The following is a 19,600-nucleotide window of genomic DNA, read 5'->3' as shown; positions in this document are numbered from 1 at the left end:
CGTCAGGCGCGCCAGCGGTGGAGATTGGCGGCCACGAAGGCGTCGTCGTGCAGCTCGGGATAGGTGGCGTACAGGCGGTCGATGCCGGCGCTCTGGCCCGGGCTCAGCTTCTCCTCGGGATCGAGGCACTCGATCGACGTCATCAGCCCTTGTCGTCGCAGGATCTCGTGGCAGCCGGGAATGCAGCCGGCGAAATCGTGCTCGACATCGAACACGACGCTGTTGCAGTCGGTCACGAAGGAATCGAGCGCCAGCACCTCGGCCGGCAGCAGGCCGTTCGAGACCGACAGCTTCAGCCGTTCGAGGAGCTGCACGGCGCCGCGCGTCCACACGCTCCAGTGCCCCAGCAGACCGCCCTTGAAGCGCAGCGTCACTTCCCGATTGCCGGTGCGCACGACCAGCGGCGTGACGAGATCGGCCACGATGTGGTCGTCGTTGCCGGTGTAAAGGGTGATGCGTTCCTCGGCTTGCGCCTGAGCGACGCCGAAAGCCACGTCGAGCGTGCGATACCGATTGAACGGCGCGACCTTGATCGCCACGACATTGTCGATCGACGCAAACCGCGCCCAGAAGGCGCGCGACAGCGGAATGCCGCCAGCGGCCGTCTGCAGATAGAAGCCGACCAGCGGCATTTCCTGCGCGACCGCAGTGCAATGCTCGATCAGCTCGTCCTCGCTCGCGCCCTTCAGGGCCGCCAAGGACAGCAGCACCGCGTGGTAGCCGAGCGCGCGAGCGGTGCGCGCTTCCTCCACCGCCTGCGCCGTCTTCCCGATCGCACCGGCGATCATGACCAGCGGCCGATCGGCCCACTCGCGCGCCGTGTCGATGGCAAGCTCGAGAACCGGCCGGTAGAGACCCACCTCGCGGATGGCGAACTGCGTGGAATGGACGCCGACCGCGAGACCGCCGGAGCCGGCATCGAGATAGTACCGGCTGATCGCACGCTGCGACTGCCTGTCGAACTGCCGGTCGGGTCCCAGCGCCAGTGGGTGCGCGGGAATGACCGTGCCGTCGCGCAGGAGGGACAGAACAGCAGGCGGCAGATCTTGCCAATGCAGGGCCTTGTCCGAAATCATGACGGCATCCTATCCCAATTCCGGGCCGGCGAGGGCAAAGAGGCAGGCGGGATCGTCGGGCCCCTTCGCCTCGCCCAGAGTCATGCGCATATAGGCGCGCGGCGAGACGGCGCCCTGCCCTTCGAGCCAGGCGCCGATCGCGCGATGGACTTGGGGAACGTCCAGGATGAAGGGGCCGGGAACGGCGCTGGCCGCCCGGGCGATCAGCGCAAGGGCGATGGCTTCGCTCTCGGCGACGACCGGGCCGATCGAGCTGGCGACGCGACCCTCGCGCCCCAGCACGAAGCCAACACACTCTCCCGAGGTATCCTCGGCAATCCAGGCGAGCTCCGTTCGACGCCGTGCCAGATGGGTGATGATCGCCGACCGTTCCATGGCGCTGCGCGGCCGGTCGTAATGCGCGAGATCCGACAGGTCGACGCTTTCGACCGGCCGCAGGGTGATGCTGGCGGGCGGCGCGAGCGCCTCGATCGTACCGTCGAGATGCCAGCGCCTGATTGCATAGAGATCGTGGAAGCCCAGCGTCAGATAGAGAGGTCTGCCCTGCTCCGTCGCGTCGAGCCCGGCAACAGCGCCCGCCGCCCGCACCTCCTCGATGCAGCGCTTCAGGAGCATGGTGCCGAGACCGACCCGCCGACGCGACCTTGTCACCAGCACCATGCTGACCCAGGAAAGCGCCGGCCCGACCGGCAGGACCAGCGAGCTCGCCTCCCAGCGGCCATCGGCACCACGACAGCCGAAGCCGCGGCCGGCCTCGAGCATGAACCGCCAATCCCTGACATTCTGGTTCCAACCCGCCTCGATCGAGAGCGGCCATACCGACTCGCTCTGCTCCGGTCCGATCGGCGCGATATCCAGAACGTCAGTACCGGCCATCGCGGACCTCGTAGTGAGTGGGCTTGTTCAGGGTCTTCATGTCGCGCGCCAGCCAATCGGCCGTCCATTCGATCATGCGCTGGAGCGGCACCGTAGGCGGCCCGAACTCGCGCACCATGCGGCTCGCATTGTTCAGCCAGCCCGTCGGTGCCTCCTTGCCGGCGAACTTCGGCGTCCTGCCGAGAAGCTTGCCGAACTCGTGCGCCAGCCAGCGCACCTCGATGGTTTCGGGACCGGTGACGTTGATCGGTGTCGTCGGCGCCGTCGCATGGGCCAGGCATCGCAGGGCGACCGTGTTGGCGTCGCCCTGCCAGATCACGTTCACATGGCCCATCGAAAGATCGATCGTCTCGCCGTCGCGCACCTTGCGCCCGACGTCGTGCAGCACGCCGTAGCGCATGTCGATCGCATAGTTCAGCCGGAAAAGCCGGCCGGGAGTTCCATACTTCACGGAGAAATACTCGAACATGCGCTCTCGGCCGACGCAGGAATTGGCGTAATCGCCCGGTGGCGGCACCGGCGGCACTTCCTCCGTCGCGCCGCCGCCGTCGATGGGCACGAAGGGGTAAACGCAGCCGGTCGAGAAGGCGACGATGCGCGAGGCCTTGAAGACCTCGGCCACCATCGCCGGTACCTGCACGTTCATCGCCCAGGTGAGCGGCACGTCGCCGGTCGCGCCGAACTTGCGGCCGGCCATGAAAACGACGTTCGGCGCCTTGGGTAATCTCTCGAGAGCGGACCGATCCAGGAGATCGGCCGCGATCGGCTCGACCCCCGCTTCGACCAGGGCCTCGCGCACACCGGCCTCGCTGAAGCGCGCCACGCCCATCACCCGATTCGATGGTGCGGCCCGCTTGGCCAGCCGCGCCAAAGTCGGCCCCATCTTGCCGCCGACGCCCAGCACCAGGATGTCGCCCGGGAGAGTCGACAGCTCCCCGGTCAGCGCCGCCGAAGGCGTGGTCATGAAATCTTCCAGTGCCTCGATATCGTCGAAGCGCGTCGGCAGCCCTGTCGCATCGGTGCTCATGCCGTTGCCTCCGCCATCGTGCGCATCGCGGTGAAGTCCATCTTCGCGCCCACGGCAAATCCCGGGACGCCGAGAGAACCCAGCGCGATCTTGCCGCCGGGCGCCCTGAGGCGAGCCGGCTTGCCGTCCTTCATCTCGTAGAGATCCGGATGAGCGGCCGTAAAGGCCCTTTGCTCGGCCTCAGAGGCGAACGACATGCCGTCGACGAAGTGGTGGGCGTTGCGCTCGACGTGGGTCATGCCGAGAAGCGACACAAGAGCGAGGTCCTGCTGCAGGCTGACGCCGGGCAACGTCGTGAGATCTTCCGCCGACATGAAATGCCCGGCGCCGAGCTTCGCTACCCGCAGGGCATTCAGGATCGATTTGTAGAAGCCCTTGCAGTTCTTGCTCGAGACGCCGGCATAGCCCAGCGCCAGGGCCGCCGGGAAGGACGAGAGCTCGCCGTCCGACTCGTCGATGATCACCGGTCTCATCTTCGCCAACGGCCTCACGGACCGGCTGAGGGCGACGCTGCGCTTGATCGGCTGTTCGATGAAGAGCATCGATCGGGCGAGCCTTGCCAGCGCCGGTGTCTCGTCCACCTTGCGCCAGAGCTCGACGATGCCTTCCACGTCGTCATATTGCTCGTTGCCGTCGAGTGTCGCGCGGTAGTCCGGGAGGCCACCGTCGAGAACGGCGGCGATACGCGCGAGACGATCGAGATCGGCGGCAATGTCCCCCGACACCTTCAGCTTGTAGTAGTGGCCGCGGTAGTGCGAGACGACCTCTTCCAGCGTCTCCGGCAGGCCATCGTTTACCCGTTCCTGCGGCCGACGATCTGCGGCCGTCAGGGGATCGAGGAGGCCGACCGTGTGGCGGAGGTCGATCGACGGTGCCGGTTTCAGCTTGGCGAGGAACGGCGAGAGTTCGCGGTCGTCGATATCGGGCGTCAGCTCCGTTGCGTGGATTCCGGGCAGATTGGTCGAGATCATCTCGGCAAAAGATTGTCCGGTCGTCTTGCCGACGGCATCGAGGATCGCCCGGTCGAGCAAGGCCGGGCCATAGGATGCGACCAACGGGTTGAGGCCAAGCGCGGCGCACCGCGCCTGCTGCGCGAGATATGTGCCCGCGAACAGGCCGAACGGCGTGTCGAGGCCGTGCGCCTCGTAGTGATCGATGGCGATGGCCAACGACTGGCGGAGCTGATCGAGATTCTGCGCATCGGTGAAGCGCGGATCCTTCTCGAACCATTTGGCGGCAAGCGCCTCCGCCGCCACGCCCCGGCTCGTCCGCCCATCGGCGAAGGAGATGCGCACCCGGATCACGGCCTGCACGCCTTCCGTCACGGTGATGACGCCGAAGCGGAAGGCCAGCCGCATCTTCATCGGCCGCTCGTAACGCTCGACCTCCTCCAGCTTCACCTTCATTCCATTACTCCAGAAGTCCGGCGACATAGCCGATCATGCGCGCAGCGCAGGTCGGTCCGTCGGGTTCGTAGACGAACGGCTCCATTGCCACCCATCTGTCATAGCCGGTATCGCGCAGCGCCGCGATCACCGGAGCAAACCTGTCGTTTCCCTGCCCCGGACCGCGGCGGTTGCGGTCGTTGAGCTGGATATGGGCCACCAGGCCCGTCGGCATCCAGCGCCGTATGGCATCGGCCACCGGCTCCGGCTCCATGAGGCTCGCAGCCAGCGTGTCGACCATCGTCCTGAATGCGGGACGGTCGAGCCGGCGCACGACCTCGGCGGCCTCGCCGAGCGTGTTGACGAAATTGCATTCAGGCCTGGCCAGCGGCTCGAGACAATAGACGACGCCTGACTTCTGCGCCCGGTCGGCGGCCAAGGCCCAGGCCTCCTCCGCCCGCTTGGCATCGCCCACATCGACGACGCGACGCTGCGCCGGCGAGCCGTGCACGAGATAGCTGCCGCCCAGCTCGGCGCAGAGATCGATCGACCCCAGCAGCACGTCCACGCTCCGCCGCCAAACGCCCTGGCCGGCACTGGTGATGGAGAGGCCCCCTGGCGCTGCCAGCAGCCAGTGCAGGCCGCTGACGGCGACGCCCGCATCGGTGCAGGAGCGGCGTATTTCCGACCGCCTGGCCGCCGACATCCGCCAGGCATCGTCCCCCAGCGTGAACGGCGCGATCTCCAGCCCGGCATAGCCCAAGCCTGCAGCGAGCGCACATTGCCGGTCGAAGGCAAGCTCGCGGATCACCTCGTTGCACAGGGAAAGCCTCACACCGATCCTCACCTTGACGGCCGATAAAGCGTTCGTCAGTCTGACTGAAAGGAGGAAACATGATATCAGGGGGCGGCAGGCGATGAATGGTTTCGTCGCTTCCAGCGCATGACGAAACTCGACGCTTTTGGTCGCCGCTACTGGCCGACCATCGCCCTGTTCATTGCCCTCCTGGCTGTCTGGCAGATCGCCGTCAGTTTCTCGGGCATTCGGGAATATCTCCTGCCCTCGCCTTTGTCCGTCTGGAACGCGCTCTGGCACGGCGATGTCGCCTGGAGCCAGCATCTCTGGGTGACGACCTGGGAGATCGTTGGCGCCTTCCTGATGGCGGCCGGCGTCGGCGTGCTGCTGGGCACAGCCATCGCCTGGTCACCGATGCTGGCCAACGCGCTCGTACCCTTCCTCGTGTTCGTGAACACGCTGCCCAAGGTGGCGGTGGCCCCTCTCTTCCTGATCTGGATGGGCTACGGCATCTTTCCCAACATGCTGATGGGAGCGCTGATCGGCTTCTTCCCCGTGGTGATCAACACCGCCGTGGGACTGAGCCAGGTCGAAGCCGACATGCTCGACCTCGGCCGGGTGTTCAACGCGCCGCAATGGAAGATCTTCCTCAAGATCCGCATCCCCAACGCCCTGCCCTATATCCTGAGCGCGCTCAAGATCACGGCGACGGCGGCGGTGGTGGGCGCCATCGTGGGCGAGTTCGTCGCCTCGCAGAAGGGCCTCGGCTATGTCATCGTGACGACCCAGAGCAGCATGAACACGTCCGTCGCGTTCGCGGCATTGATCTGGATCTCGGTGGTGGGCCTCGTGCTCTATGGCATCGTCGTCCTGCTCGCCCGCCTCTGGGCGCCCTGGGCAGAAGGCGTGGACTGAAGCAATCATTCGTTCTGGGGATGGGAGGATCATCATGAGACGTGCGTCGTGGCTGGCGTTTGCCGCCGTCCTTGCGCTCGCGGAGCCGGCCGCGGCGCAGGAGAAGTTCACCTTCGCGCTCAACTGGTTCGCCGTCGGCGACCATGCCGCCTACTGGGTCGCGCTCGACAAGGGCTACTACAAGGCCAAGGGGCTGGACGTGACGCTCGAGAACTCCAAGGGCTCGGGCGACTCGATCGCCAAGGTCGATACCGGCCGCGCCGATGCCGGCTTGGCGGACGCCGCGGTGGTGATCGCCTCGAAGGCCCGCGGCACGACCATCAAGACCGTCGGCATGGTGTTCGACAAGACGCCGCTCAACATCTTCAGCCTCAAGAGCCATCCCCTGGCCAAGCCCAAGGACCTCGAGGGCAAGACGCTGGGCGCTCCTCCGGGCGACAGTCAGCGCCAGATGTTCCCGGCCTTCGCCAAGCTGAACGGCGTCGACGCCAGCAAGGTCAGCTGGGTGAACATCGAGCCGGCGGCAAAGATCGCCGCGCTGGCGGAGAAGCGCGTGGATGGCGTCGGCGACTACGTCACCGGCCTGCCGCTCTACGAGAAGGCCTCCGGCAAGGGCAGCGTTGTCACGATGCAATGGGCCGACTTCGGCTTCGACCTCTACTCCATGTCGATCATCGCCAGCGAGAAGACGATGAAGGAGCGGCCCAAGGCGCTGAAGGACTTCCTCGAGGCCTCCTACATGGGCTGGCACGACGTCATGGCCGATCCCAAGGCCGCCATGGCGATCTTCAAGAAGCGCGTGCCCGAGATCGACGTCCAGCTCCTGACGGAGAACATGATGATCGGCCTCGACCTGATGAAGACCAAGCAATATGCCGAGCACGGCATCGGCTCGATCGACGATAAGCGCATGTGCGCGTCGGTCGATCTCGTGAACGCCTACATGGGCCTGCCCAAGAAGGTCGACTGCAAGGACGTCTACACCAGGGACTTCTACACCAAGGTGGACATGCCGAAGTAAGCAGCCGGCTCAGTCAATCGTGGCAAGCGCGCTGATCGACCTCGACCGGGTCGGCATGACCTATCAGGCGGCGAGCGGCCCCGTCGAGGCGCTCGCCGGCATTTCGTTGACCGTGGGCACCGGCGAGTTCGTCTCGCTCGTGGGGCCCAGCGGCTGCGGCAAGTCGACCTTGCTGCGCATCGTCGCCGGCCTTCGGCCAGCCACGCAGGGCACGATCACGGTGGCCGGAAGGAAGGTCGACCGGCCGATCGCCGATATCGGCATGGTCTTCCAGCAGCCGATCCTGCTCAAATGGCGTTCCATCCTCGACAATGTCCTGCTGCCGGCGGAGCTCGCCGGCAAGAACGCGGCCGCGCTCGAGCCGCGCGCGCTCGGCCTCCTCGAGATGGCGGGGCTCGGCGGCTTCGGCGGCAGGCTGCCGCGCGAGCTGTCGGGTGGCATGCAGCAGCGCGCCTCGCTCTGTCGCGCCCTGCTGCTCGATCCCCCGCTCCTCCTGATGGACGAGCCGTTTGGCGCCCTCGACGCCATGACGCGGGACGACATGGCCCTCGAGCTGCTCAGGATCTGGGGCGAGCGCGACCTCGGGCGCGAGGCGCGCAAGACCGTGCTCTTCGTCACGCATTCCATCGCCGAGGCAGTGTTCCTGTCCGACCGCGTCGTCGTCATGTCGCCGCGTCCGGGCCGCATCGTGGCGGACCTCGAGATCGACCTGCCCCGGCCGCGCACGGTCGAGATGCGGGCGTCCGAAGCCTTCGGCCGCCTCAGCCTCGACATCTTCCGCACCCTCACCGGCCGCGAAGGAACGGGCACGTCGACTTAACCTGGCAAAGGTTGGCGGCGCGGGCGGCGCCTGATAAGACGCGGCTGACAGAGACAGGAGACATCATGGCCACCGCCGCCACGCCGATGAAAAGCGCCGCGCGAGGCATCGCCGCCGACGCCAAGCCGTTCGATTGGGAGGACCCCTTCTTTCTCGACGACCAGCTCACCGAGGAGGAGATCGCGATCCGCGACGCCGCGCGCGACTATTGCCAGGACAAGCTGATGCCGCGCGTGCTGGAGGCCAACCGGCACGAAAAGTTCCATCGCGAGATCATGAACGAGATGGGCGCGCTCGGCCTCCTGGGCTCGACCCTGCCCGAGAAATACGGCTGCGCCGCCGCCAACTACACGACCTACGGCCTGGTGGCGCGCGAGGTCGAGCGCGTCGATTCGGGCTACCGCTCGGCCATGAGCGTGCAGTCGTCGCTGGTCATGCATCCGATCTACGCCTACGGAACCGAAGAGCAGCGGATGAAGTACCTGCCGAGGCTCGCGACCGGCGAGTGGGTGGGCTGCTTCGGCCTCACCGAGCCCGACCATGGCTCCGACCCCGGCAGCATGAAGACACGCGCCACGACGGCGCCGGGCGGCTACAAGCTCTCGGGCTCCAAGATGTGGATCACCAACTCGCCGATCGCCGATGTGCTGGTCGTGTGGGCCAAGCTCGACGGCGGCGCGATTCGCGGCTTCATCCTCGAGCGCGACTTCAAGGGCATCGAGACGCCGAAGATCGAGGGCAAGTTCAGCCTGCGCGCCTCGGTGACGGGCGCCATCATGCTCGACGAGGTATTCGTGCCGGCGGAGAACATGCTGCCCAACGTCTCCGGCCTCGGCGGCCCGTTCGGCTGCCTCAACAACGCCCGCTACGGCATCGCCTGGGGCGCCATGGGCGCGGCCGAGTTCTGCTGGAAGCAGGCGCGCGACTACACGCTGGAGCGCAAGCAGTTCGGCCGGCCGCTCGCCGCCAACCAGCTCATCCAGAAGAAGCTCGCCGACATGCAGACCGAGATCGCGCTCGGCCTGCAGGCCTGCCTGCGCGTCGGCCGGCTCAAGGACAAGGGTCATGCGCAGCCCGAGATGATCTCGCTGATCAAGCGCAACAACTGCGGCAAGGCGCTCGACATCGCCCGCGTCGCGCGCGACATGCACGGCGGCAACGGCGTGTCCGACGAATATCATGTGATCCGCCATGCCATGAATCTCGAAGCGGTGAACACCTATGAGGGCACGCACGACGTGCATGCCCTGATCCTCGGGCGCGCCATCACCGGCATCCAGGCCTTCACCGCGGCAGGCTGACCCGGTGGACCTGCCGCCCCCCGGCGACACGGCGGTCGTCGTCGCCGGGGCCTTGACGGCCGGCTTCGTCAACGGCCTGAGCGGCACCGGCTATTCGCTGATGGCGCTGGGCTTCTGGCTCCATGTCATGTCGCCGACGACGGCGGCGCCGCTGACCGCGCTCTGCTCGGTGAGCGGGCATATCCAGTCGCTGCCCCGCATCTGGCGCGGGGTGATCTGGAAGAGGCTCTGGCCGTTCCTGGCGGCCGGCATCGTCGGGGTGCCCCTCGGAACCGCCCTGCTGGGCCATATCCGTCTGCAGCCGCTGAAGCTTTCGGTCGGCTGCTTTCTGATCCTTTACTGCTGCTGGATGGCCTTCGTGCGACGGCCACCCATCGTCCATGGCGGGGGACGGCTGGCCGACGCCGGCATCGGGCTGATCGGCGGCGTGCTGGGCGGCATGGCGAGCATGAGCGGCCCCGCCCCGACCCTCTGGACACAACTTCGCGGCTGGAACATGCATGAGCAGCGCGGCGTCAATCAGCCTTTCAACATGTCCATCCTTGCAGCGGCACTGGTATCGGCTGCCGTGGCCGGCTTTCTCGACCGGACCTTCCTGATTTGGACTGCGATCACTTTGCCCACGACCTTCATCGGCGCCCGGCTCGGCCTGCTGGTCTACGGCCGGATCGACGACCGACAGTTCCGCTGGCTCATCCTCGGCCTGCTCGCCCTGTCGGGCACGTCGCTGATCCTCTCCGGCTTAGGCTAGCCAACGCAGGCAATCGGCCTCGCCCAGGACCTTGTCGAGACCGGCGGCGCCTTTGGCGGTGGCATATTTGCGCCGGATCTCGGCCAGCGACCGCGCATGGTATTTCTGCGGCTCCTGGGACCAGACGGCGCCGGCGAGTTTCACCTCGAAGCTCTTCTCGCCCTTCTGTATCGCCGCCGCATTCGCCGCCGACCATGGCAGGAACAGCACGCCGACCTCCTGCTTCAGAAGCGGCATCAATCCGTTCGACAGCGCGTTCCAGGACTCGAAGGAACCCTCTGCCCTGGGCGACACCATGCGCTCGACCCAGGCCATGACATGCTTGGCTGAGGTGCGCATCTGGGCGCCCGGTGTCGGGTCGGTCGCCATCTCGTAGAACTGACCCCAGAGGCCGAAGTCGGCCATCGCCGGACGACCGCCCAGGAGATACGGCCGTGCCGCGAGATGGCGGTCGAGAATCTCCACCGCCCGCGTGAACGAGGCCTCGATCAGCGGCCGCGTCACCGGATTGGATCCGACGAAACCCAACCGGCCGGTCATGCGCTCGGCAACCGCAGCTCGCGCCTGCGCGACGGCCAGAGGCCCCTGGTCTCCCATCATCTGCAGCGCGATCCGCTCGGCCGTCGCCCAGCAGTCGGCCGGATAGCTCCAGCGATAGTGGAACATCCACTTGTTGGTCCACTCATCGGCATATTCCTCGATGAGTGCCGACAGGAAGGCCAACGCCGGATCGTCCGGGACGATCGACGGCCCCGAAGCCTTTGCCTCGAAATGCTCGATGATCGGAGTCGAATCCTGCAGCCCTTCTCCCTCCGGCGTGATCACCAGCGGAATCAGCGGCAGCTTGGCGTGCTTCTGGAACTCGGCCTGGTTGGCGGCCGAACGCGGGATCCATTCGTGCGGCATACCCTTGTAGCGCAGATAGGAGCGGACCTTCACCGAATAGGGCGAGAGCTCCGAGCCGAACAGGCGGAAGGTGTCGGTCACAGCCATCGCTTGCGCCTCATCCACAGCAGCAGCCCCAGCACGATGACGGCCGTCAGTCCCCAGAAGAACAGATAGCCGTGCCTCCAGCCCAGCTCCGGCATGTTGCCGGCCTCGCGGTCAAAGTTCATGCCGTAGACGCCGGCGAGGAACGACAAGGGCATGAAGAATGCGGTGATGACCGCGAGTGTCTTCATCACCTCGGACATGCGGTTCGAGGCCTGCATCAGATAGACCTCCATCAGGCCGTTGCACATCTCGCGGTAGCTCTCGAGGAGATCGAGCACGGCAATGGAGTGGTCGAAGCAGTCGCGCAGGTAGGTGCGCGTGTCGGCGCTGATGACCGGCGTTTCCGGGCGCATCATGGCGAGGATGGTCTCGCGCTCCGCCCACTGCAGGCGATGAAACGTGACCAGCGCGCGCCGGGCCTGATGGATATGGCTCAGCGTTGTCTCCGTCGGATGACCCAGCGCCTCGTCCTCCAAGAGCTCCAGGTGGTTGGCCAAAGCCTCGATCAACGGGAACTTGCGGTCGACGACCAGGTCGACTAGCGCATAGACCAGATAGTCGACATCCAGCGTGCGCAGGCGGGAGCCTGCCGCCTGCAGGCGGTCGCGCACCGGCTTGAAGATGTCGAGCTTGTGATCGTGGAACGAGATCACATAGTTCTTGCTGAAGAAGATGCTCACCTGCCGCAACCGGATCTCGCCGTCCTCGTAGGCCGGATCGTTGAGCACGACGAAGCCCTGACCGTCATAGATGTCGAGCTTGCTCCTCTGGTTGGCATGGAACACGTCCTCCAGCGCCAGCGGGTGAAGGTTGAAGGCCCTGCCGAGCTCGCTCAGCATCTCCGAGCTCGCCCGGCCTGCCACGTCGATCCATGTGTGGCTGGGCGTGCGGAGATGGAACTGGCACTCGTCGACCTCGACCCCGTGCAGCACCTCGCAGCGCTCGGGCGTGTACTCGACCAGGGTGAAATCGAGCGCCTCGTCGGCGACGGGCGCCCGTCCGGTCAGCAGCCCCGGCGCGGTGCCGGGCGGCGTGTGGCGGTGAACGAGTCCGTCCATGCGATTGCGCTCCCGAAGGTGGTCAGACCTCCTGCATCACCTGAACGTCGGGGCGGCCGGCGAGGTAGTCGCCGAGCTTGCGGCCCAGTTCCTTGAAGTGCGGCGCCGCGCGATGCGCGTCCAGCGCCGCCTGGTCCGCGTACCGTTCCAACATGACATAGACGTTGGCGTCGTCGGTCTTGTGCAGGGCATAGAGCTTGTTGCCCGGCTCGTCGGCCTGGACCCTGGCCTGCAGCGCTTTCATGGTCGCCTCGAAGTCGGCGTTGGTCCCCGGCTTGATGGTGAGTTTCGCGATGACGCCGATCATGGGCCTCTTCCTCTACTGCGATCGTTTCCTCACAAGGTACTTGTGTTCGCCGTCGCAGACCAGAGCGCCGTCCTGGTTGTGGATGGTGAGCTTCAGGGTGACGACGCCCGTCGTGCGGCCGGCCTCGAGGCCGCTCACCTCCAGCATCGGATAGAGCGTGTCGCCGCAATAGACCGGCTTCCGGAAACGCGAGGACTGCTCCAGGAATCCGATCAGCGAGTCGCCGATGAAATGCGGGAAGATGCCTCCGCCGGCTGCCCCCTGGATGGCAACCTGCAGCCCGTGCGCAAGCAGCTCGCGATGGCCGCGGGCCTTGCAGTACTCGCGGTCGTAGTGGATCGGATGGTTGTCGCCGCTCGCAGCCTGGAAGGCGGCGAACAGCGCCTCGGTCTGGGTGCGGGAGTTGATATAGAACTTCTGCCCGATCTCGAGGTCCTCGAACCAGTGCGTCGGGCCGAACCGGTGCCCGGCCGGATCGAAGGGCTTGGCGGCATTCTCGCTCATTCCGCTGCCGTCCTGGCCTTGCGGCCGAAACCATCGAACAGGTCGAGCATGCGCTCGCGCCAGGACCAGATCACGTCGTCCCTGTCCAGAAGCTCGAGATTCCTGGCGAAAGTGTGCGGCCAGAGGAAGCTGCCGAACAGGATGTAGTCGGCATAGGCGGGTGCCCGGCCGCTCAGGAACGGCTGCTCTCTCAGCACTCGGCGGGCGGGCTCGAGCGCCTGTCGAAAGGCGGTCACGCCCGTCTCCCGTGCCTTCCGCTGGAAGCCCGCGAAATCTTTGGTGCCGATGCGCTTGCCGCGCGATTCGACGACGTAGTCCCTGTCCTGCGGCCGCACCGCCTCCATCATGTCGCCCACGACCATGGGAAAGATCAGGCTATGGATGGCGGCATCTGCCCAGCCATTGACGAACCGTGCATGCGCCCTGGCCGGATCGTCGGGGAACAGCGGCTTGTCCGGATAGGCCTTGTCGAGATGCAATGCGATCGCCCAGCTATCCTTCGCCACCTCGGTGCCGTCGTGCATCACCGGCACGGTCTGGGACTGCGCGAAGGCGATCTTCTGCTTCTCGGTGAAGCCCATGGGCTCGTCGCGCCAGGCGAGTCCCTTGTGCTTGAGCGCGAGCTTGGTGCGCCAGCAGTATGGGCTCGGCCTGACATCGCGATCGAAGACCAGGTCGTAGAGCGTGATCACGGCCGGCTCACTTGCCGTCCAGCATGCGGATGATGCCCGAGAAATCCTGGGCACCGTGGCCGCTGTTCACGAACAGGCTGAAAAGCTGGGCTGCCTCGGCGCCCAACGGCGTGGTCGCGCCGGCGGCGGAGGCCGCCTGCTGCGCGAGCAGCAGATCCTTCAGCATCATCGCTGCCGTGAAGCCGGCCTGATAGTCGCGGTTGGCCGGCGATGCCGGCACCGGTCCCGGCACCGGGCAGTAATTGGTGAGCGACCAGCACTGGCCGGAAGCCGTCGAGGCGACCTCGAACAGCTTCTGGGCGTCGAGCCCGAGGCGCTTGGCCAGCATGAAGCTTTCGCTGACCGCGATCATCGATACGCCGAGGATCATGTTGTTGCAGATCTTGGCCGCCTGGCCGTTGCCGCTGCCACCGGCATGGACGATGTTCTTGCCCATCTTCTCCAGGATCGGCCGCGCCTTGGCGAAGGAGGCTTCGGGGCCGCCGACCATGAAGGTGAGCGTGCCCGCCGTCGCGCCGCCAACGCCGCCCGACACCGGTGCGTCGATCATCTCGTGCCCCGCCTTCTGTGCCAGGCCCGCGACATGGCGGGCGCTTTCCACGTCGATGGTGGAGCAATCGATCAGCAGCGTGCCTTTCCTCGCGTTCGGCAGGACGTCCTTCTCGTAGACCTCGCGCACATGCTTGCCGGCCGGCAGCATGGTGACGACGATCTCGGCCTCCTTCACCGCCTCGGCCGCGCTCTTGGCCTTGTGGGCGCCCTTCTCGACCGCGGCGGCTACGGCGGCGTCCGACAGATCGAAGGCGGTCACCTGGTGCTGGGCCTTGCACAGGTTGGCGGCCATGGGACCGCCCATGTTGCCGAGACCGATGAAAGCGATCTTCGCCATGCTTCCCTCCCTCGCCCGTCAGTCGAAGAACAGGTCGTTCGACACCGGCTTGAAATGCTCCTCGACCAGGGCCGGTGTCACGCCTTCGATGGTCGAAGGGTTCCATTTCGGCTTCTGGTCCTTGTCGATCAGCAGCGCGCGCACGCCCTCGAAGAAGTCGTGCCCCTTCTGCATGCAGCGCTGCGACATGCGGTATTCGATGGTCATCGAGTCCTCGAACGACCGGTTGGCGCACCGCTTGAGCTGCTCCAGCGTGATCGCCATGGAGATCGGCGACAGCTTGAGCAGCGCGGCGAGCTGCTTGTCCGCCCACTCGCCGCTCCGCTTCCTGAGCTTTGCCACGATCTCGGCAAGCGATTCGGCCGAGAAGCAGCGGTCGATGTCCTGCATCATGGCCGGCAGCGCAGGCACGCCGGGATCCTCGGCGAAGCGGGCGATGACCTTGTCGACCTTCTTGTTCGGATCCGGGCCCGAAAGATCGGCTGAGCCCAGCGCCGCCTGCAGATCGTCGAGCTTCGCGCTCGGCACATGGGCCTGCACGATTCCGGCCCACAAGCCATCGGCCGCCTTGAGGCGGTGACTGGTCAGTGCCAGAAACGTGCCCAGCGCTCCGGGAAGCCGCGACAGGAAATAGCCGCCGCCGACATCGGGAAAGAGGCCGATGGTGGTTTCGGGCATGGCGAACAGGAACTTCTCGGTGGCGACCGAGTGCGACCCGTGCACCGACAGGCCGACGCCGCCGCCCATGTCGATGCCGTCGATCAGCGAGATCCAGGGCTTGGCGTAGCGATAGATGCGCCGGTTGACGATGTATTCGTCGCGGAAGAAGTCGCGCCGCGTCGTGCCCGAGGGATCGTCGCGCATCTCGCGATAGAGGCCGGCCACGTCGCCGCCGGCGCAGAAGGCGCGATCGCCGGCGCCGCGCACGACAACCGCCTTGACCGCGGAATCCTTCTCCCACTGCGGAATGACCTTCTCCATCTCGAGGATCATGCCGTGCGACAGCGAGTTCAGCGCCTTCGGCCGGTTGAGCGTGATGATGCCCAGGCCGTCCTTCACCTCGAACAGGATTTCCGCTTCAGACATTCGACTCGCTACCCCATCAACAAACGCCGCGAAATGATCACGCGCATGATCTCGTTGGTGCCCTCGAGGATCTGGTGCACGCGCAGGTCGCGCAGATAGCGCTCGACGGGGAAGTCCTTCAAGTAGCCGTATCCGCCATGCAATTGCAGCGCCTCGTTGACGACCCGGAAGCCGACGTCGGTCGCGAAGCGCTTGCCCATGGCCGCGGCCTGCGTCGCCTCCGGCGACCTGGCGTCGAGCAGCGATGCGGCGCGCCAGATCATGAGACGGGCCGCGTCCAGCTCGGTCGCCATGTCGGCGAGCTTGAATTGCGTCGCCTGGAAGTCGGCGAGCGGCTTGCCGAACTGCTTGCGCTCGACCACGTAGCGCGACGCCATCTCCAGGCAGGCACGCGCGCCGCCCAGGGAGCAGGCGCCGATATTGATGCGCCCGCCGTCGAGCCCCATCATCGCGATCTTGAAGCCGTGCCCCTCCGGCCCCAGCCGGTTGGCGACCGGCACCTTGCAGTTCTCGAAAATCACCGCCGCGGTCGGCTGGCTGTTCCAGCCGAGCTTCTGCTCCTGCTTGCCGAACGACAGGCCGGGCGTGCCGTTCTCGACCACGAGCGTCGAGACGCCGCCGGCGCCCGGCCCGCCGGTGCGCAGCATCACGACATAGATGTCGCTGCGGCCGCCGCCGGAGATGAAGGCCTTGGTGCCATTGAGTATGTAATGATCGCCCTCGAGCTCGGCGCGCGTCGCCAGCGCCGCCGCATCGGAGCCCGCACCCGGCTCGGTGAGGCAGTAGCTCGCGAAATGCTCCATCGAGCAGAGCCTGGGCAGGAAGCGCCGGCGCTGCTCGTCGTCGCCGAAGCCGTCGATCATCCAGGCGGCCATGTTGTGGATCGAGATGTAGGCTGCCGTGCTGGGGCAGGCCGCGGCCAGTTCCTCCATGATCAGGGCGGCATCCAGCCGACTGAGCCCGCTGCCGCCGACATCCTCCTTCACATAGATGCCGCCGAAGCCCAGCGCCGCCGCCTCGCGCAGCACGGCCTCGGGAAAGATCTTCTCCGCATCCCAGCGCGCGGCCTCGGGCAGCATCCGCTCGGCCGCGAACTGGCGCGCCGTGTCGCGGAAGGCTTCCTGATCCTCGGAAAGCGTGAAATCCATGCGCGGCGGATCATATCGGGGGGTCCCCCCCTGTCAACGAAGCCGGCCGCCACGTACACTGCGGTCATGAAATGGCGAGACCTTACAGCCGAGGAACTGGCCGCGATCCCGGAGGCGCGGCTGGGCGGCACCCTTCTCGCCGCCGTCCTGCTTGCCGCGCTCCTCTGCCTCGTCGCTGTCGCCGGCTGGCTCTTCGCCTTCGATCGCTTTCGCGAGATCGGCTCGCGCTACATGGTCGCGGTGAGCTTCGCCGCCGTGCTGTCGTTCGTCTTCGTCGTCATGACCCTGCTGCGCCTGCGCCACACGCCGGTGGCCATCGCCGGCGGCCTGCTGGTCTGGGTCCTCTATCGCGGCGGCGTCGCCATCAGCTATGGCGCGGTGGCGCATTGGCCCCTGCTGGTGGATATGCTGGGCGAGCTCGTCCTGGCCGCCGGCTTCTGCGCCTACATGGCCGGGGCGGTGCGACCCAATGTCTATTATCGCCGTCGCCTACCTGTCCGGTGAGCCGCTATAAGACCGGCCCATGGCAAACCGCTTCACGACCCTCGGCCGCTTTCCCACCACCCGGCTGCGCCGCAACCGGCGGGAGGACTGGTCGCGCCGGCTGGTGGCCGAGACCAGGCTTTCGGTCGACGATCTGATCTGGCCGGTCTTCGTCCAGGAAGGCTGGAACCGGCGGACGCCGGTCGAGTCCATGCCGGGCGTCGATCGCCTCAGCATCGACCTCTTCGTCGAGGCGGCCAAGGAGGCGCGCGATCTCGGCATCCCCGCCGTTGCGGTCTTTCCCGAGACCGATCCCAAGGTCAAGACGCCCGACGGTCGCGAGGCCTACAATCCCGACAATCTCGTCTGCCGCTCCATCGCCGCCGTGAAGAAGGCCGTGCCGGATATCGGCGTGGTCTGCGACGTGGCCCTCGACCCCTTCAACAGCGACGGCCACGACGGCATCGTGCGCGACGGCTACGTGCAGAACGACGAGACGCTCGAGGCGCTGGTGAAGCAGGCGATCGTGCAGACCGAGGCCGGCGCCGACATCCAGGCTCCGTCCGACATGATGGACGGCCGGATCGCGGCCATCCGCAAGGCGCTCGACGACAAGGGCCATGTCCACACCCGTATCATGTCCTATGCCGCCAAGTACGCCTCGGCCTTCTACAATCCGTTCCGCGACGCCATCGGCAGCTCGGGCACGCTGAAGGGCGACAAGAAGACCTACCAGATGGACTACGCCAACTCCGACGAGGCGCTGCGCGAGGTGGGCTTCGACATCGAGGAAGGCGCCGACATGGTGATGGTGAAACCGGGCCTGCCCTATCTCGATATCGTGCGCCGCGTGAAGGACGCGTTCGGCGTGCCGACCTACGCCTACCAGGTGAGCGGCGAGTACGCGATGTTGCGCGGCGCTGCCGAACGCGGCTGGCTCGACTGGGACAAGGTGCTGATCGAGACGCTGACCGGTTTCAAGCGCGCCGGCTGCGACGGCATCCTGACCTACGGTGCGGTCGACGCCGCCCGACTGCTCAAGTCCCGATGATCGCCCTTCCATGATCGAGCGGCCGTCGGCGCGCCTGGTCCTGCTCGATCCGCAGGATCGGCTGTTCCTCTTCAAGGTGCACAATCCCGTCGTCTACGATCCCGCCGATCCGTTCCATGACCCGTTCTGGGTGATGATCGGCGGCCTGGTCGATCCCGGTGAGGAGTATGCAGAGGCCGCGGTGCGCGAGGCGCGCGAGGAGACGGGCCTCGTCGTCAGCGACGACGTGCGCTGGGTCTGGTCGCGCGAACGCGTCATGCAGTGGCGCGAGCGCAAGGTGCTGCATCGCGAGCGGTTCTTCCTGGGACGGGTGGAGACGACGACGATCGACACATCCGGCCTCGACGAGCGCGAGAAGAGTTGGACCCTCGGTCACCGATGGTGGTCGCTCGACGAGATCGCCGCCTCGTCCGAACGTTTCGAACCGAAAGACCTCCGGCGCTATTTGAAGCACCTGTTGCACGACGGACCGCCCGCCGACCCGATCGCCATCCAGTAGGTGGTGGCCCCCGCTCATGCCGGCGCGCCCGTCCCGAACATCCGGCGCAGATCGCTGATGGCCATCATGTCGCGCATCCAGGCGAACGAGCCCTGCTCCTTCATGGCGCGCGCCGCGCCGGCGAACGCCGCAAGCGCGAGGCGCGAGAGCGCGCCGCCGACACTGATCCGCTTGGCACCGGCCTCGGCCAGATCGGCCGCAGTGATGTCGGGATCGAGCCAACCGGTGACGACGTTGAAGGGACGCCTGATGGCGGCCACGACCTCGCGCACCTCGACCAGGGTCCGCAGGCCGGGCGCATAGAGCACGTCGGCACCCGCCTCCTGGTAGGCCTGCAAACGCCGGATCGTGTCGGCCATGTCGTTGCGGCCGTGCAGCAGGTTCTCGGCGCGCGCCGTCAGCAGGAACGGCACCGGAAGGGAATGCGCGACCGCGGCGGCGGCGCGCACGCGCGCGACGGCGAGATCGAAGTCGTAGATGGGATCCTTCGCATCGCCGGTCGCATCCTCGATCGACCCGCCGACCGCTCCGGCTTCCGCGGCGAGGCGGATCGCGACGGCGGCATCCTCGGGCGCATGAGCGAAGCCGTTCTCGAGATCGGCATTGACCGGAAGGTCGGTCGCCGCCGCGATGGCGCGGCAGTTGGCAATCACCTCGTCGCGGGTCACCTTGCTGTCGGCGCGGCCGAGACCGTTGGCCACCCCCAGGCTGGTCGTCGCCAGGGCCTCGAAGCCCGCCGCCGCCAGCATCCTGGCCGTTCCGACGTCCCACGGATTGGGGATGACGAAGGCCCCTGGCCGCTCATGCAGGGCACGGAACGTCGATGCCTTCTCGGCCTGGCTGTGCATCGGCCTCTCCCTATTCATCGTTCGATACGGGGAAGATCGAGCGACGAAGGTCAGTTGTAAAATGCATAGTCTGC

General features: G+C 66.5%; 22 protein-coding genes. 8 read left to right on the top strand and 14 right to left on the bottom strand.

The genetic code is table 11. The features are described from left to right. Positions 1-2: 2 nt before the first annotated feature. From OJF58_RS22765 to OJF58_RS22745, 5 genes are read right to left on the bottom strand one after another with little or no spacing between them, the layout of a single operon-like run. Positions 3-1,076, bottom strand: coding sequence for a dihydrodipicolinate synthase family protein (locus tag OJF58_RS22765; RefSeq protein ID WP_300780114.1), 1,074 nt, complete (start codon positions 1,074-1,076; stop codon positions 3-5). A 9-nt stretch (positions 1,077-1,085) separates the two neighbouring features. Beyond that, positions 1,086-1,952, bottom strand: coding sequence for a GNAT family N-acetyltransferase (locus tag OJF58_RS22760; RefSeq protein ID WP_300780112.1), 867 nt, complete (start codon positions 1,950-1,952; stop codon positions 1,086-1,088). Further along, entirely contained in the window at positions 1,939-2,979 is a 1,041-nt protein-coding gene (locus tag OJF58_RS22755) for an NAD-dependent epimerase/dehydratase family protein (RefSeq protein WP_300780110.1), read from the bottom strand. Before OJF58_RS22755 ends, OJF58_RS22760 begins: the two co-directional genes overlap by 14 nt. Beyond that, on the bottom strand, positions 2,976-4,385 hold the full coding sequence (locus OJF58_RS22750; protein ID WP_300780107.1) for a mandelate racemase: 1,410 nt from the start codon (positions 4,383-4,385) through the stop codon (positions 2,976-2,978). Before OJF58_RS22750 ends, OJF58_RS22755 begins: the two co-directional genes overlap by 4 nt. Before the next feature lie 4 nt (positions 4,386-4,389). Beyond that, complete coding sequence (locus OJF58_RS22745) at positions 4,390-5,199, bottom strand: sugar phosphate isomerase/epimerase family protein (protein ID WP_300780106.1); 810 nt, start codon at positions 5,197-5,199, stop codon at positions 4,390-4,392. Positions 5,200-5,307: 108 nt separating this feature from the next. On the opposite strand from OJF58_RS22745, the gene OJF58_RS22740 reads away from it, so the two are divergent. The 5 genes from OJF58_RS22740 to OJF58_RS22720 all read left to right on the top strand — a co-directional run bounded on the left by OJF58_RS22740 (position 5,308) and on the right by OJF58_RS22720 (position 9,968). Then, positions 5,308-6,075: an ABC transporter permease gene (locus tag OJF58_RS22740; RefSeq protein WP_300780104.1), complete on the top strand. Its 768-nt coding sequence runs from the start codon at positions 5,308-5,310 to the stop codon at positions 6,073-6,075. Between the two features lie 34 nt (positions 6,076-6,109). Beyond that, a complete protein-coding gene (locus tag OJF58_RS22735; RefSeq protein ID WP_300780101.1) occupies positions 6,110-7,096 on the top strand; it encodes an ABC transporter substrate-binding protein in 987 nt (328 codons plus the stop codon). A 19-nt stretch (positions 7,097-7,115) separates the two neighbouring features. Next, on the top strand, positions 7,116-7,916 hold the full coding sequence (locus OJF58_RS22730; protein WP_300780100.1) for an ABC transporter ATP-binding protein: 801 nt from the start codon (positions 7,116-7,118) through the stop codon (positions 7,914-7,916). 86 nt (positions 7,917-8,002) lie between these two features. Further along, entirely contained in the window at positions 8,003-9,217 is a 1,215-nt protein-coding gene (locus OJF58_RS22725) for an acyl-CoA dehydrogenase (RefSeq protein WP_300785372.1), read from the top strand. 4 nt (positions 9,218-9,221) lie between these two features. Continuing rightward, complete coding sequence (locus OJF58_RS22720) at positions 9,222-9,968, top strand: sulfite exporter TauE/SafE family protein (RefSeq protein WP_300780098.1); 747 nt, start codon at positions 9,222-9,224, stop codon at positions 9,966-9,968. Here the strand turns inward: OJF58_RS22720 and OJF58_RS22715 are convergent. From OJF58_RS22715 to OJF58_RS22680, 8 genes are read right to left on the bottom strand one after another with little or no spacing between them, the layout of a single operon-like run. Then, on the bottom strand, positions 9,960-10,961 hold the full coding sequence (locus OJF58_RS22715; RefSeq protein ID WP_300780096.1) for a glutathione S-transferase family protein: 1,002 nt from the start codon (positions 10,959-10,961) through the stop codon (positions 9,960-9,962). The genes OJF58_RS22720 and OJF58_RS22715 overlap by 9 nt on opposite strands. After that, positions 10,952-12,019, bottom strand: coding sequence for a magnesium/cobalt transporter CorA (gene corA, locus OJF58_RS22710; RefSeq protein ID WP_300780094.1), 1,068 nt, complete (start codon positions 12,017-12,019; stop codon positions 10,952-10,954). Before corA ends, OJF58_RS22715 begins: the two co-directional genes overlap by 10 nt. A gap of 22 nt (positions 12,020-12,041) precedes the next feature. Continuing rightward, complete coding sequence (locus OJF58_RS22705) at positions 12,042-12,326, bottom strand: putative quinol monooxygenase (RefSeq protein WP_300780092.1); 285 nt, start codon at positions 12,324-12,326, stop codon at positions 12,042-12,044. A gap of 12 nt (positions 12,327-12,338) precedes the next feature. Then, positions 12,339-12,830, bottom strand: coding sequence for a MaoC family dehydratase (locus OJF58_RS22700; protein ID WP_300780089.1), 492 nt, complete (start codon positions 12,828-12,830; stop codon positions 12,339-12,341). Further along, entirely contained in the window at positions 12,827-13,522 is a 696-nt protein-coding gene (locus OJF58_RS22695) for a glutathione S-transferase N-terminal domain-containing protein (protein ID WP_300780087.1), read from the bottom strand. Before OJF58_RS22695 ends, OJF58_RS22700 begins: the two co-directional genes overlap by 4 nt. A 7-nt stretch (positions 13,523-13,529) precedes the next feature. Next, complete coding sequence (mmsB, locus tag OJF58_RS22690; RefSeq protein ID WP_300780086.1) at positions 13,530-14,411, bottom strand: 3-hydroxyisobutyrate dehydrogenase; 882 nt, start codon at positions 14,409-14,411, stop codon at positions 13,530-13,532. Between the two features lie 18 nt (positions 14,412-14,429). Then, entirely contained in the window at positions 14,430-15,497 is a 1,068-nt protein-coding gene (locus OJF58_RS22685) for an enoyl-CoA hydratase/isomerase family protein (RefSeq protein WP_300780084.1), read from the bottom strand. A gap of 8 nt (positions 15,498-15,505) precedes the next feature. After that, positions 15,506-16,645: an acyl-CoA dehydrogenase family protein gene (locus OJF58_RS22680; RefSeq protein WP_300780083.1), complete on the bottom strand. Its 1,140-nt coding sequence runs from the start codon at positions 16,643-16,645 to the stop codon at positions 15,506-15,508. A gap of 66 nt (positions 16,646-16,711) precedes the next feature. Between OJF58_RS22680 and OJF58_RS22675 the strand changes: the two genes are divergently transcribed. The 3 genes from OJF58_RS22675 to OJF58_RS22665 are packed head-to-tail and all read left to right on the top strand — an operon-like array spanning position 16,712 to position 18,678. Next, positions 16,712-17,149, top strand: coding sequence for a hypothetical protein (locus OJF58_RS22675; protein ID WP_300780082.1), 438 nt, complete (start codon positions 16,712-16,714; stop codon positions 17,147-17,149). A gap of 19 nt (positions 17,150-17,168) precedes the next feature. Beyond that, positions 17,169-18,179 carry a porphobilinogen synthase gene (gene hemB, locus OJF58_RS22670; RefSeq protein ID WP_300780081.1) on the top strand — a complete coding sequence of 337 codons (1,011 nt, stop codon included), beginning with the start codon at positions 17,169-17,171 and terminating at the stop codon, positions 18,177-18,179. Positions 18,180-18,189: 10 nt separating this feature from the next. Further along, a complete protein-coding gene (locus OJF58_RS22665) occupies positions 18,190-18,678 on the top strand; it encodes an NUDIX domain-containing protein (protein WP_300780079.1) in 489 nt (162 codons plus the stop codon). 14 nt (positions 18,679-18,692) lie between these two features. On the opposite strand, the gene OJF58_RS22660 is transcribed toward OJF58_RS22665, so the two are convergent. Beyond that, the gene (locus tag OJF58_RS22660; RefSeq protein ID WP_300780078.1) at positions 18,693-19,526 is read right to left on the bottom strand and encodes an isocitrate lyase/phosphoenolpyruvate mutase family protein; all 834 of its coding nucleotides are present in this window, start codon (positions 19,524-19,526) and stop codon (positions 18,693-18,695) included. Positions 19,527-19,600 lie beyond the last annotated feature (74 nt).

This window comes from Enhydrobacter sp. (assembly GCF_030246845.1).
In the GTDB taxonomy this organism is placed as follows: Bacteria; Pseudomonadota; Alphaproteobacteria; order Reyranellales; family Reyranellaceae; genus Reyranella.
Note: the sequence above shows the minus strand (reverse complement) of the source record. Positions and strands in the feature narration are given on the sequence as shown.